The sequence below is a fragment of the Allobosea sp. AAP35 genome, from assembly GCF_001295925.1.
Classification (GTDB): domain Bacteria; phylum Pseudomonadota; class Alphaproteobacteria; order Rhizobiales; family Beijerinckiaceae; genus Allobosea.
Genome location: NZ_LJHQ01000041.1, coordinates 1 through 12,525 on the forward strand (window position 1 = coordinate 1; position 12,525 = coordinate 12,525).

The following is a 12,525-nucleotide window of genomic DNA, read 5'->3' on the forward strand; positions in this document are numbered from 1 at the left end:
TGGGCGGTTTATAGGTCCCACCACCCAGACATGTCAACACGGTTTTTGAAAGTTTTTCGACACTCGGCCAAATTCCTTTGTCGGCTGCCTTTCTCGCTCTCGCGCGGGCGCCCACGCGAGAGCGCGGCTTTTTCTTATAGGTTAGGTCTTTGGCTGCCGAGTCTGCGCGTCGGATCGGCTCGGTCGCGCCCTGGGAGCCGCGCATCGGCAAGGACGCCTGCAAACAGCCGTATTCGCCGGTCAGACAGGCCGTGGCCGCCGCAAAGATTGATTCCGCCCGGTGACACGGGCATGGTCGCGATGTCGTCGTTCCTGTCGGGGACGGCTTTCGGGGTCACCTTGCATCCCTGGCCGATCGACGCGCCAAGAACGGTTCACTCAAAGTGCTTCCGGGCCATTCTCGCCCGGGATCGTCGTTTCAGGATCGTAAGACACCTCACGATGAACGCCCACCCCGAGTTCAAGACGCAAGCCGAGCCGCTCGCCCCTGAAGCGGCCGCTCTCCTGATCGATCTTGGCATCGAGCCGCCGATCCAGCCGGCGGGCGCGAGCCATCTGGCACTCGATCGGCGCGGCGTGTCGCTGCGCTGGCTGGCCGCCTGCACGCTCGTCGGCTCCTGCGGCGCGGCGCTTCTGGGTGCAGCCATCCTGGTCGCGATGCGGGGCGATACCAGCTTTCCCGAACAGCCCGAAACGGTCGCCGCTCGTGCCTCTTCCGCGGCCGGCGATGGCGGTGGCGCCCGCAAGGGCGACAAGCTCGTCGCCGATCAGCCCGTGATGGCCGCGCGGCATTCGGTCAGGGCACCGATGTCGCAACGCGTCGGAAACCGCGAGGTGATCCGGGTGCGTCCCTTCGTGCGGCTCGCCTCAGGCCTGTCCCTGACGACCGGCGTCTATGCCACCAACATCCCGCCCTTCAATCCGCTGCGGCTGTTTGCCGAAGGCGGGCAGGCGAATGAGCGCTATGCCGAGCCGGTCCTCGAAATGCCCGACGCCGATGTCACCATCGTCAAGCGCGACCTCGCCGACATCGTGATCCCCGCCGGCAAGCCCCAGCTGGGCGATGCCGAGGTCATCACCCAGATCGAGGAGGAGCGGGCCAATCTCGCCGCCTCCGGGCGTCAACGCTCCTTGCCGATCCCGCCGCAGCTCATGCTCAGCAGGACCCTGGGCAGCACGGCGGGTCCGGCCAGCGACCTGCTGTCCTATGCGCCCTCGACCGACACCCGCTTCTCAGGGATCGAAGTCAGGGTCGTTCCCGAGAACGTCACCAACGCGCCCAAGACACCGATCGCCGCCACGCGCGAACCCATCGTCGAGGAAAAGCTGCTGCTGGCCAAGCGCGGCGAGAACTTCGAACAGGTCATGCGCGCCGCCGGCGCGTCGCCCGACCAGATCCGAGGCATGATCCAGGCCTTCGGTGGCCGCGTCCGGACCGCGGCCCTGCCCGATGGCCAGGTGCTGCAGGCTCTCTATGCGCCCGGCCTCAACCGCGGCGAACCGCGCCAGATCGTCCGCGTCTCATTGATGAACAATGGCCAGCCCGACGGCACCATCGCCGTCAACGACCGGGGATTGTTCGTTTCCGTCAACCTGCCCCGGCAGGAGCTGGTCGGTGCGCCGCGCAAGACCGATGACGAGGAGGAGGATGAAGACGGTGGCAGCGGTGGCGCCCGGCTTTACGAGAGCCTCTATGAGACCGGCATGCGCCACGATCTGCCGCGACCGCTGATCGATGAGCTCGTGCGGATCTTCTCCTATGATCTCGACTTCCAGCAGCGCGTGCGCGGCGGCGACAATCTCGAGGTCATCTTCACCGAAGACGACGAAGGCGAGCGCGGCGAGATCCTGTCGGCCTCCCTCACCATCGGCGGCGAGACGCGCCGCGTCTTCCGCTATCAGGCCCCGGAAGACGGGCTGATCGAATATTTCGACGATGACGGCAAATCGCTGAAGAAGTTCCTGCTGCGCAAGCCCATCGCCGATGGCGAGATGCGCTCGGGCTTCGGCATGCGCTACCACCCGATCATGCGCTATTCGAAGATGCATACCGGAATCGACTGGTCCAACCGCATCGGCACGCCGATCCTCGCCGCCGGCAACGGCACTGTAATCAAGGCGGAATGGGATTCCGGCTATGGCCGGCGTATCGAACTCCAGCATGCCAACGGCTATGTCACGACCTATTCGCACCAGTCGGCCTTCGCCAAGGGCATCGCGCCGGGTGTCAAGGTTCGGCAGGGTCAGGTCATTGGCTATCTCGGCTCGACAGGCCTCTCGACCGGGCCGCACCTCCATTACGAGGTCCTGGTCAACGGCAATTTCGTCAACCCGATGAAGATCCGGGTGCCGCGCGGCCGCGAGCTTCAGGGCCCGACCCTGGTCGAGTACAAGCGCCAGCGCGACGAAATCCAGGGCCTGATCGAACGCGCCGGCGGCACGGTCGCGCAGTTGCGCTGAGCGCATGACGAAGCCTTGTATGGCGGCCGGGTCTGCGGTGACAGCTTGACTTCCGCGCCCTGAAGCCACACCGGCACAGGCAGTTGCTGCTTTCGAGGTGCCGCGTCCATGCTCGCCGCCCTGCTTGTCGTCCTGCCTGTCTTTGGTCTGATCGCGCTGGGTTACACCGCGCGCTGGACCAGGCTGCTGCGCGAGACCACCGGCGAAGGCCTTTCCGATTTCGTCTTCGTGCTGGCCGTGCCCTGCCTGTTGTTTCGCACGCTGGCGAAGGCAGATATTCCCCAGACCCAGCCCTGGGGCTACTGGATCGCCTATTTTACCGGGCTGGCCGTCGTCTGGGCGCTGGCGATGCTGATCGCCAGCCGCTTCTTTGCGCGCAAGGGCCCCGAACTGGTCGTGTCGGGCTTCTCGGCAGCGCAATCCAACACGGTTTTCGTCGGCGTGCCCATGATCCTCAAGGCTTATGGCGATGCCGGCGCGGTGCCGCTCGGCCTGCTGCTGGCGGTCCATCTGCCTGTAACCATGACGGTGGCCACCCTTTTGGCCGAAGGGCGCACCGCCTCGATGCGGATGCTGTTGCGCCGCCTCTTCACCCATCCGATCATCATCGGGATCATCCTGGGCGTGGTGGCGCGGCCTTTCGTCGGCCAGCTACCCGAGCCGTTCTGGACGCTCGTCGATCTCGTGGCCGCGGCCGCCGTTCCCTGCGCGCTGATCAGCCTCGGCATCGCCATGCGCCGCTATGGTCTTGAATCGGGCCTGGGCCTGCCGCTCGTATTGAGCGCCCTCAAGCTCGGGCTGCATCCGTTGATCGTCTATCTGCTGGCGACGCGCGTGTTCGACATGCCGCCGCACTGGTCGGGCGTCGCCGTGCTGTTTGCCGCCTGCCCCTGCGGGATCAATGCCTATCTCTTTGCCGAACGCTACCGCCAGGGCGTTGCCGACGCGTCGAGCGCGATCACGCTCTCGACGCTGCTGTCGCTCTTTACCACCGCCGCCTGGCTGACCTGGCTCGGCGTCGGCTGAGCCAAAACCTCAGCTGAAACCCAGCTGTCGCCGGAGCGCTGCGGCCGTGAGACCCCGCGCACGCAAATCCGCAATACTTTCCGACTGGCGGCTTTTCGACAGTTTGCGCCCGGCTTCGTCCAGCAGCAGCTCATGGAACTGGTAGAGCGGCGTCGGCAGGCTCAGGAGCCGCTGCAACAGCACATGGATGTCGGTCGCAGCCTCGAGATCGCGCCCGCGCACCACATGCGTCACGCCCTGAAGGGCATCATCGACGACCACGCTAAGATGATAGCTGGTCGCAACGTCCTTGCGCGCCAGCACGACATCGCCCCAGCGCGCCGGCTGCGCCGCGACGGTCCGCGACAATCCGCTCGTATCGAAAACGCGGTAGCTGAGTGCATCCGCCACCAGCGCCAGCGCCCGCTCCATATCGAGACGCCAAACATGCGGCTCGCCGGCCTGGATCCGCGCCCGCGCCTGGACCCCGTCGAGGGCGCGTCCCATCCCAGGATAAAGCGGCGCCCCATCTGGATCGAGCGGCCAGGGCCGGCCGGATGCGACCTCTTCCGCCGAGATGGCCGCCTGAACCTCTCGCCGCGAACAGAAGCAGGGATAGAGCAGTTCGCGCTCGCGCAGTTGAGCGAGTGCGACGACATAGTCGCCGAAATGCTCCGACTGCCGCCTGACCGATGGCTCGAAGCGAAGGCCGAGCCAGGCGAGATCCTCGCGCAGCGCTCGCTCGAACTCAGGCGTGCAGCGTTCGCGGTCGATATCCTCTATGCGCAGCAGCAGGCGTCCGCCCATCGCCATTGCCAGGCGCTCGTTGGTCAGGGCCGAAAGCGCATGGCCGAGGTGAAGCCGCCCGTTCGGGCTCGGCGCGAAGCGCAGGACGGGCTGAGCGCGTTCGGGAGAGGACGGGGCCATGGCTTATGTCTAGAATCGGTCGCGCAGATGAGCCAAGCGATGAAACAGCCGAATGATCGAGCCGCCGGCTGCAAACGTGGCAAGTGCCGGACGCTGCTGACGCGCGCGGTCGTTCGGATCGGCTGTCTGGACACATGATGCACAAGATCGACAACGATACCGATCTCGAAGAGGGCATGGCAGCGTTGGCGGCGCGCGACCCGCGCTGGAGCATGATCACCGCGCGCACGGGGCTGCCACCCCTGCGCCGTCGCGAGGGCGGCTTTGCCGGACTGGCGGCCATCATCGTCTCGCAGCAGCTTTCGGTTGCCAGCGCGCGCGCGGTCTGGGCCCGGGTGGAGTTGGTCTTCGGCACGAGCCCAACCCCGGAGCGCATCCTGGCGGCGAGCGATGACGAGATGCGGCTGTCGGGTCTGTCGCGACCCAAGCAGCGCGCCATGCAGGCCGTCGCCCGGGCCCTGGCGTCGGGAGCGCTGTCATTCGCGGCGCTCGAAGACGCGACGCCCGAGCAGGTCCATGAGCAAATGACGGCCGTTTCGGGGATCGGCCCCTGGACCGCCGACATCTATCTGCTGTTTTGCCTGCACCATCGCGACGCCTTCGCGCCGGGCGACCTTGCGATCCAGGAGGCGGCGCGCGTCGCCTTCGGCCTGCCCGCGCGGCCCAAAGCCCCCGAACTGGAGGCCATGGCAAAAGCCTGGTGTCCGTGGCGCGGCGTGGCGGCCCGGTTGCTCTGGGCCTATTACGCCACGCTCACATCACGCGAGGGCATCGACGCCTGAGCGGCTCGGCGCCGCCGCCGGTCTCAGCGCGACAGGATTTTCAGCGCCGTCTGCGCCGCGCTGCGCAGGAAGCCGCTGTCGCTCATCACGGTGACGAGCTTCGCCCCCATGCCGAGGAAGCCCTTCGCGCGCTCGGCCGACTGCGCGTAGATCGCGACCGGCTTGCCCACCGCCGAGGCGCGCGCGATGATATGGGCGATCGCGTCGTCGACCTCCGCCGACAGCGGATTGACCTCCCGCCCCCCCGACAGCGCGATCGAGAGATCGGAGGGACCGACGAAGACCGCGTCGATCCCCTCCAGCGCCAGGATATCGTCCAGGATCGCCATCGCCTCGCGGGTTTCGATCATGGCGAAAGACAGCGAGAAGCGGTTGGATTCGCGCAGATACGCGTTGGCATCGAGCCCCGACGCCCCCAGCCCGCCATAGCTGCCCCAGCTCCGTTCGCCCATCGGCGGATATTTGGAGGCCGCTGCGAAGCTGCGCGCATCGGCCATCGTGTTGATCATCGGCGCGATGACGCCCGAGACGCCGGCATCGAACAGCCGCGAGACATTCTGGAATTCGCCGACGGGGATGCGCGCCAGCGCCGGCTTGCCGGCGGCATTGATCAGCGCCACCGCCTTGATGACCTCGCCCAGCGTGATCGGCCCGTGCTGCATGTCGAGCGCGACCGCATCGAACCCTTCCCGCGCCAGGAGGCCGGCGATGCCGGGCTCGGGCAGGCCGCACCAGGCGGAGACCACCGTGTCGCCCTTGGCGAGACGGTCGGCGAGAGAGGACAGGACGGTCGATGGGATCATGGCGCGTTTCATCCGTTGCAGGTCGCTATGTTGAACGTCCGCTCTTGTTTTCCGGGCGGCTGCGCCACGTTGGACCGGGCACGGCCGCAAATGCAAACGGGCGCCCATGCGCCCGCTTCAATCACGACCTGCGTTTCCGGATGGCGCACAAGGCCACCGACCCAGTCCATTTTCAGCGACCGGCCTGAATCTCCTCGGCGGCCCGGATCAGCAGCTCCGTCATGACCCGACGGATCTCCTCGTCCGCGACGGCGACGCTGCCAGCCGCGAAATCGCCCTTGACCTTGCGCACCACATCCTCGTCGCCGGCCTCCTCGAAATCGGCCACGACGACCTCCTTCGCATAGGCATCCGCATCAGCCCCGGCCTTGCCGAGCTTCTCCGCCGCCCACAGGCCGAGCAGCTTGTTGCGCCGCGCCGTCGCCTTGAAGCGCAGCTCCTCGTCATGGGCGAACTTGTTTTCGAAGGCATCCTTGCGTTGATCGAAGGTCGACATGGCGTGTTTCGTCCTCTGTGAAGGAGTGGGTCCCGGAAAGCAGCGGGCCCCTGGCGGGCGGGATCAAGCAGGTTCGCCAGCCATATAGGATGATGCGCAGGGCAGGGCCAGCCCCGGAATGCGGAGGCGAGCCGCTTGGCCCCGTCGGACTGGTCCAGGGAGCGGTTTGTTGCGTTTGCAGTGCGGAAGGCCCATATAGCGGGCGCAACGGTCGCCCTCGCGGGCGCCGCTGCATTGAGCCGGCCGGCAGCGCGGTCTACGCTGATTCCAACCTGATCGGAATCGGCACGAAATCGTGCAGACCCGGCTGATCAGGGGCCCAGATCCCGCCGCGGGGCGACCTGCGTCCAGAGAAAGGCCGACCTTTGGATTTCCTCAAGCCACGGTATATCCCAATGAATCGCCGCCGTCGCATCTACGAAGGCAAGGCGAAGGTCCTCTATGAGGGACCCGAGCCCGGAACGCTGATCCAGCACTTCAAGGATGATGCCACCGCCTTCAACGCCAAGAAGCATGAAGTGATTGATGGCAAGGGCGTGCTCAACAACCGCATCTGCGAGCACATCTTCTCCAACCTCAACGACATCGGCGTGCCGACGCATTTCATCCGCCGGCTGAACATGCGCGAGCAGCTCATCCGCGAGGTCGAGATCATTCCGCTCGAGGTCGTCGTGCGCAACGTCGCCGCCGGCTCGCTCTCGACCCGCCTCGGGCTCGAGGAGGGCACGCAGCTGCCGCGCTCGATCATCGAGTTCTATTACAAGAACGATGCGCTGGGCGACCCGATGGTCTCCGAAGAGCACATCACCGCCTTCGGCTGGGCAACGCCGCAGGAAATCGATGACATCATGGCGCTCGCCATCCGCGTCAACGATTTCCTCTCCGGCCTGTTTCTCGGCGCCGGCATTCGCCTCGTCGATTTCAAGATCGAATGCGGCCGCCTCTGGGAAGGCGAGATGATGCGCATCGTCGTCGCCGACGAGATCAGCCCCGATTCCTGCCGGCTCTGGGACGTCAAGTCCAAGGACAAGCTCGACAAGGACCGTTTCCGCCACGACATGGGCGGCCTGATCGAGGCTTACACCGAGGTCGCCCGTCGCCTCGGCATCCTGGGCGAGAACGAGAAGGTCGGCCCGGCCGGCCCGCGCCTCGTTCAGTAACCCAGCCGACCGCCATGGGCCTCCGTGCCGGCACATCGTCGATCTCGAAACGGGAGCGCTTGCGCTCCCGTTTGCGTATCGTACCGCTGCTGCTCGGCAGCGCGCTTCTGCTGGCAGCCTGCACGGGTCGTTTCGGTCCGGGCATCGCCGAACTGCCGGCATCCGGGGGTTGGACGCCCCTGCCGATCGGCGCCTGGGTGCTGAACGACGGGATCGAGGCCAGGACGATGGTGTTCTGCCCGCGAGAAGCCTGCCCACAGCAGGGCTTCGCTTCGGTCATCGCATTTTCCGGCGACGAAGCCGCACGGATCGAACAGGCGTTGCAAGCCGATCCGGCCCGCCTTGCCCGCCTGTTTGCCAAGCCGCCGGCCAGCCAACCCGGCGCTCACAAGACGACGCGACCGAAGGGGCCGCCCAAGAGCACAACCAGCGTCTCACGCTTCGAGGCCGAAGGCGTCGTCGGCCTGCTCGTCGAGATTGCCGCCAGCGACGGCTCCGGCAAGAGCGCGACGACCGCCATCCTGCATGGCCGCGAATCCGAACGCCTTGTGGTCGCGCTGGCGGTCTCCCCGGACGCCGCGACGGCGCGCCGCGATGCGGTGTCCGCCTGGCGCAGCCGCTGATTCACGTGAAACCGGTCGCCATGGTTGAGCCGGCCTCGATTCGCGGCTAAGGCAGCCCGATCAAGCCCGTCCGGAGATCCCCATGAAAGCCCGCGTCACCGTCACCCTCAAGACCGGCGTTCTCGATCCGCAGGGCAAGGCGATCGAGGGCGCGCTGAAATCCCTCGGCATCGAGGGCGTCGATTCGGTCCGCCAGGGCAAGGTCTTCGACATCGAGCTGTCGGGCTCCGACAAGGCTGCCGCCGAAGCCGCGCTAAAGACCGCCTGCGACAAGCTGCTCGCCAACACCGTGATCGAGAACTACCGCGTCGAGATCGAGGGGTGAGCCCGATGAAAGCCGCCGTCATCACCTTTCCCGGCACCAACCGCGACGGCGACGTCGCCAAGGCGCTGAAGCAGGCCGGCGCCAATGTCGTCCATGTCTGGCATGCCGATACCGCGCTGCCCGCCGGCACCGACCTCGTCGTGCTGCCCGGCGGCTTCGCCTATGGCGACTATATGCGCACCGGTGCGATCGCCGGCCGCGCCAGCATCATGGACGCGACCCGGGCCCATGCTGCCCGCGGCGGCTTCGTGCTGGGCATCTGCAACGGTTTCCAGATCGCCTGCGAGGCCGGGCTGCTGCCGGGCATCCTGATGCGCAACGCCGATCTCAAATTCGTCTGCCGCCGCCAGCATCTGACGGTCGAGCGCGCCGACACGCCCTATGCATCGGCCTATGCCAAGGGCCAGGTCATCGATGTCTGCATCGCCCATGGCGAGGGCAACTACATCGCCGACCCGGAGACGCTGGCCCGGCTCGAAGGCGAAGGCCTCGTCGCTTTCCGCTATGCCGATGCGCAGGGACAGGTCACGGCGGAAGCCAACCCCAACGGCTCGCTGAACGGCATCGCCGGCATCTATTCGCCCGGCTTCAACGTGCTCGGCCTGATGCCGCACCCTGAGAACCTGATCGATTCGCTGACCGGCGGCACCGATGGGCGCGGGCTGTTCGACAGCCTGATGGGCGGGAAGATCGCAGCCTGAACGCGTCTTTCTCGGGCGAAGCGCAGCGCAGACCCGAGAATCTCAGGCCGGATGAAGCACCGAAACGTTGCGTCGCGAGATGCTCAGGTCGAGCCTGAGCAGGACGGGCTGGATCTACTTCCCCGCCATAGCCCGCGCCAACATCTTGCCGGCACTCTGCGCATCGAGCGGGCCGACATGCTTCTCCAGGATGCGCCCGTCGGGCCCGATCAGAAACGTCTCCGGCACGCCATAGACGCCCCATTCGATCGCGGCGCGGCCTGACCGATCGACACCCACGGCGGAATAGGGGTTGCCGAGAGCCCCCAGAAAACGCCGGGCATTCTCGGGCTCGTCCTTGTAGTTGATACCGACGACCGCCACCCGGCCCGCCTTGACGGCCGGCGACTCCGCCATGGCGACGAGAAAGGGATGCTCGACCCGGCAGGGCGCGCACCAGCTCGCAAAGACATTGACGATGGTGGCGCGGCCCGCCGCAAGATCGGCCATGCCCAGCGTCGGAACGGGTTGCCCTCCCCGCTGCAGCCCCTCGAGCGCGCCCAGCGTGATCGTCGGCGCGGGCTTGCCGATCAGGGCCGAGGGCACCTTGCTCGCATCGCCGGCAAACAGCCCGACCAGGAAGACCAGCGCGAGCGCGCCAAAGAGCACCAACGGCAGCAGGAACAAAAGCGGCGAACGGCGGCGCGGTACGGCCTCGGCCGGCCCAGCGGCTGCAGTTGGCTCGATCTCGCTCATGAACGGCCTCGGTCGGAACGACGGCCGACGCCGCGCTGCTCCAGTTCCGCCAGCGCCCGTGTCTGCGCCCGATGGTCGAGCAGGACCGACGCGATCAGCCCGCCCAGCACGACCGCGACGGCGGCATAGGAGGCCAGGATGAAGCTGGCATGGGGCCCGAGTTCGCTCATGACAGGATTTTGCTCATGCGGGTGCGCCTTCGGCCGCGAGCCGGTCGAGCCGCTCCGCCTCCAGGATCGTCAGCGTCCGCACACGGCGCCGCATGATCTCCGCCCGCATCGAAACGAGATGCAGCACCAGCGCCATCAGGGTGAAGCCGACCGCCAGGATCAGCAGCGGCCAGAGCATGGAGGCGTGGATCGTCGGGCCATCCAGGCGCAGCACCGAGGCCGGCTGATGCAGCGTGTTCCACCAATCGACGGAGAACTTGATGATCGGCACGTTGACGAAGCCGACCAGCGTCAGGATCGCCACCGCCCGCCCGGCCTGCGAAGGCTCGTCCAGCGTGCGCCACAGCGCCATGATGCCGAGATAGATCAGGAGGAGCACGAGCATCGAGGTCAGCCGCGCGTCCCAGACCCAGTAGGTGCCCCACATCGGCTTGCCCCAGAAGGCGCCGGTCAGCAGGCAGATCAGGGCGAAGGCAGCGCCGATCGGTGCCGCGGTCTTCTGCGCGACATCGGCGAGCGGGTGCCGCCAGACCAGCGTGCCCAACGAAGAGAGCGTCATCATCGTGTAGAACATCATGGCGAGCCAGGCGGCCGGCACATGCACGAACATGATGCGGATGGTCTCGCCCTGCTGGTAGTCGGCCGGAGCCACGAACCAGGCGAGGTAGAAACCGACGACCAGCGACACCGCCGACAGCCCCGCAAGCCAGGGCAGCAGCACGGCCGAATAGCGCATGAAGCGCGTCGGATTGGCCAGGTCGATCAGGCTAGCCATGGTGCGGCGCGGGGCCTCTCTGCTGCAGGCGGTTCGTCAGCATGTAGCAACCGCCTCGGGCCGCGACAATGCGGGCTGGCATTGCATGGGGTCGCAGGTCTCGGGACTCACGCGCTGTGCCGCAACGCAGCCGCCGCCGCCAGCGTGCCGACGACGATCGCCGCCAGCGACAGTGCGCAGAGGATCAGGAACGGGGTGGCGAAGGGGATCGTCCCGCCCAGCGCCGCATTCGCCGCCGATACGCCGAAGATCAGCACCGGCACCGTCAGGGGCGCGACCAGCACCGGCAGGATCAGCCCGCCCCGCCGCAGGCCCGCTGTCAGCGCCGCCGCACCCGCGCCGATGAAGCTGAGCGCCGGCGTGCCGACGAGCAGCGTCGCCGCGACCGGCAGCATCGCTTCGCCGGGCAGCGCCACCAGCAACCCCAGAAGCGGCGCGGCCAGCGCCAGCGGCAGGCCAGTCGTCAGCCAATGCGCCAGCCCCTTGGCCAGCACGGCGAGTTCCAGCGGCAGCACGGAGGCGCGGATCAGATCCAGCGACCCGTCCTCCTCATCGCCCTGGAACAGCCGGTCGAGCCCGATAAGCATCGACAACAGGGCGCCCAGCCACAGGATGGCCGGCCCAATGCGCGAGAGAAGGTTCAGGTCCGGCCCCAGCGCGAAGGGCACCAGCACGACGATGGTCAGGAAGAAGACGAGCGCGAGTTCGCCCCCGCCGCCGGCACGCGAGGCCAGAGCGAGATCGCGTTTCAGGATGGCCAGGAAGGCGGACGTCATGGCGCCAGTCCGATCATACCCACCGCGTCATCCCGGCCGGAGCGCAGCGCAGCGCCGGGATCCATCATAAAGCGCAGTCGTGCCCGACGATGGATCCCAGAGCTGCGCGGCTGCGCCGCTTGTCCGGGATGACGGAGACGAAAATGCCAGAACCTCACGGCCCGATCCTCACTTCGCGGACGCCATCCAGCCCCAGCGGACCATGCGTCGCGGCCAGGATCGCGCCGCCCTGCGCCAGATGCTCCCGCATCAGGCCGCTCAGCATCGCCTGAGCCGCGACATCCAGCGCAGCCATCGGCTCGTCCAGCAGCCAGAACGGGCGCCGCGCCACCAGAAGCCGCGCCAGGGCGACGCGCCGACGCTGCCCTGCCGAGAGATAACCCACCGGCAGCGCCGCCACATGAGGCAGCCCCACCTTCGCCAGCGCCTCGACCGGCGACAGCGCGGCATCTCCCAGCAGCGCCTGGGCGAAAACGAGATTCTCCTGCGCCGTGAGCGCGGTCTTCAAGCCATCGCGATGCCCGACCACATGGCTGAGCTCGACCACGGCGACATCGGCAGCGCCCTCCACGCGAATAGAACCCGCCTCGGGCCGCAGGCGCCCGCACAGCATCGCCAGCAGGCTCGACTTGCCGGCGCCGTTGCGCCCCGTGAGCGCGATCGCCTCGCCCGGCGCGAGCCGGAACGACAGATCGGCGAAGATCAGCCGACCGCCGCGGCGGCAGGCGAGATTGTCGGCGGCAAGCACCAGGCTGGGGAACGAAAACGGCGTCAAGGCACAAGCATC

15 protein-coding genes are annotated in these 12,525 nt (G+C 67.2%); 7 read left to right on the plus strand and 8 right to left on the minus strand.

The features are described from left to right. The first annotated feature begins 441 nt into the window (after positions 1-441). Both IP69_RS14055 and IP69_RS14060 read left to right on the plus strand, forming a co-directional pair. Entirely contained in the window at positions 442-2,460 is a 2,019-nt protein-coding gene (locus tag IP69_RS14055) for a M23 family metallopeptidase (RefSeq protein ID WP_054143461.1), read from the plus strand. A gap of 108 nt (positions 2,461-2,568) precedes the next feature. Beyond that, a complete protein-coding gene (locus IP69_RS14060) occupies positions 2,569-3,486 on the plus strand; it encodes an AEC family transporter (protein ID WP_054143462.1) in 918 nt (305 codons plus the stop codon). A 9-nt stretch (positions 3,487-3,495) separates the two neighbouring features. On the opposite strand, the gene gluQRS is transcribed toward IP69_RS14060, so the two are convergent. Continuing rightward, entirely contained in the window at positions 3,496-4,392 is an 897-nt protein-coding gene (gluQRS, locus tag IP69_RS14065) for a tRNA glutamyl-Q(34) synthetase GluQRS (protein WP_054143463.1), read from the minus strand. Positions 4,393-4,529: 137 nt separating this feature from the next. Between gluQRS and IP69_RS14070 the strand changes: the two genes are divergently transcribed. Next, entirely contained in the window at positions 4,530-5,174 is a 645-nt protein-coding gene (locus IP69_RS14070) for a DNA-3-methyladenine glycosylase (protein ID WP_248306838.1), read from the plus strand. A gap of 23 nt (positions 5,175-5,197) precedes the next feature. Here IP69_RS14070 and IP69_RS14075 read toward each other — a convergent pair whose 3' ends face one another. Together IP69_RS14075 and IP69_RS14080 are read right to left on the minus strand one after the other, a co-directional pair. After that, positions 5,198-5,977 (minus strand): aldolase/citrate lyase family protein, encoded by a 780-nt coding sequence (locus tag IP69_RS14075; RefSeq protein ID WP_054143490.1) that lies wholly within the window; start codon positions 5,975-5,977, stop codon positions 5,198-5,200. Positions 5,978-6,149: 172 nt separating this feature from the next. Beyond that, positions 6,150-6,473 carry a DUF1476 domain-containing protein gene (locus IP69_RS14080; RefSeq protein WP_054143465.1) on the minus strand — a complete coding sequence of 108 codons (324 nt, stop codon included), beginning with the start codon at positions 6,471-6,473 and terminating at the stop codon, positions 6,150-6,152. 365 nt (positions 6,474-6,838) lie between these two features. Here IP69_RS14080 and purC point away from each other — a divergent pair, with 365 nt between their 5' ends. The 4 genes from purC to purQ all read left to right on the plus strand — a co-directional run bounded on the left by purC (position 6,839) and on the right by purQ (position 9,282). Then, positions 6,839-7,633, plus strand: a complete 795-nt coding sequence (purC, locus tag IP69_RS14085) for a phosphoribosylaminoimidazolesuccinocarboxamide synthase (RefSeq protein ID WP_054143466.1) — start codon at positions 6,839-6,841, stop codon at positions 7,631-7,633. Between the two features lie 71 nt (positions 7,634-7,704). Continuing rightward, positions 7,705-8,256, plus strand: coding sequence for a hypothetical protein (locus IP69_RS14090; RefSeq protein WP_156323465.1), 552 nt, complete (start codon positions 7,705-7,707; stop codon positions 8,254-8,256). An 82-nt stretch (positions 8,257-8,338) separates the two neighbouring features. Continuing rightward, complete coding sequence (gene purS, locus IP69_RS14095; RefSeq protein WP_054143468.1) at positions 8,339-8,581, plus strand: phosphoribosylformylglycinamidine synthase subunit PurS; 243 nt, start codon at positions 8,339-8,341, stop codon at positions 8,579-8,581. A gap of 5 nt (positions 8,582-8,586) precedes the next feature. Then, positions 8,587-9,282 carry a phosphoribosylformylglycinamidine synthase subunit PurQ gene (gene purQ, locus IP69_RS14100; protein WP_054143469.1) on the plus strand — a complete coding sequence of 232 codons (696 nt, stop codon included), beginning with the start codon at positions 8,587-8,589 and terminating at the stop codon, positions 9,280-9,282. Positions 9,283-9,396: 114 nt separating this feature from the next. Here purQ and IP69_RS14105 read toward each other — a convergent pair whose 3' ends face one another. From IP69_RS14105 to ccmA, 5 genes are all read right to left on the minus strand, one after another. After that, on the minus strand, positions 9,397-10,017 hold the full coding sequence (locus tag IP69_RS14105) for a DsbE family thiol:disulfide interchange protein (RefSeq protein WP_054143470.1): 621 nt from the start codon (positions 10,015-10,017) through the stop codon (positions 9,397-9,399). Then, positions 10,014-10,187, minus strand: a complete 174-nt coding sequence (gene ccmD / locus IP69_RS21480; RefSeq protein WP_082359326.1) for a heme exporter protein CcmD — start codon at positions 10,185-10,187, stop codon at positions 10,014-10,016. The genes IP69_RS14105 and ccmD overlap by 4 nt, the downstream gene beginning before the upstream one ends. 13 nt (positions 10,188-10,200) lie before the next feature. Then, a complete protein-coding gene (locus IP69_RS14110) occupies positions 10,201-10,962 on the minus strand; it encodes a heme ABC transporter permease (RefSeq protein ID WP_054143471.1) in 762 nt (253 codons plus the stop codon). Positions 10,963-11,069: 107 nt separating this feature from the next. Then, positions 11,070-11,738 (minus strand): heme exporter protein CcmB, encoded by a 669-nt coding sequence (gene ccmB, locus IP69_RS14115; protein WP_054143472.1) that lies wholly within the window; start codon positions 11,736-11,738, stop codon positions 11,070-11,072. A gap of 154 nt (positions 11,739-11,892) precedes the next feature. Beyond that, a complete protein-coding gene (gene ccmA, locus IP69_RS14120) occupies positions 11,893-12,489 on the minus strand; it encodes a heme ABC exporter ATP-binding protein CcmA (RefSeq protein ID WP_054143491.1) in 597 nt (198 codons plus the stop codon). Positions 12,490-12,525 lie beyond the last annotated feature (36 nt).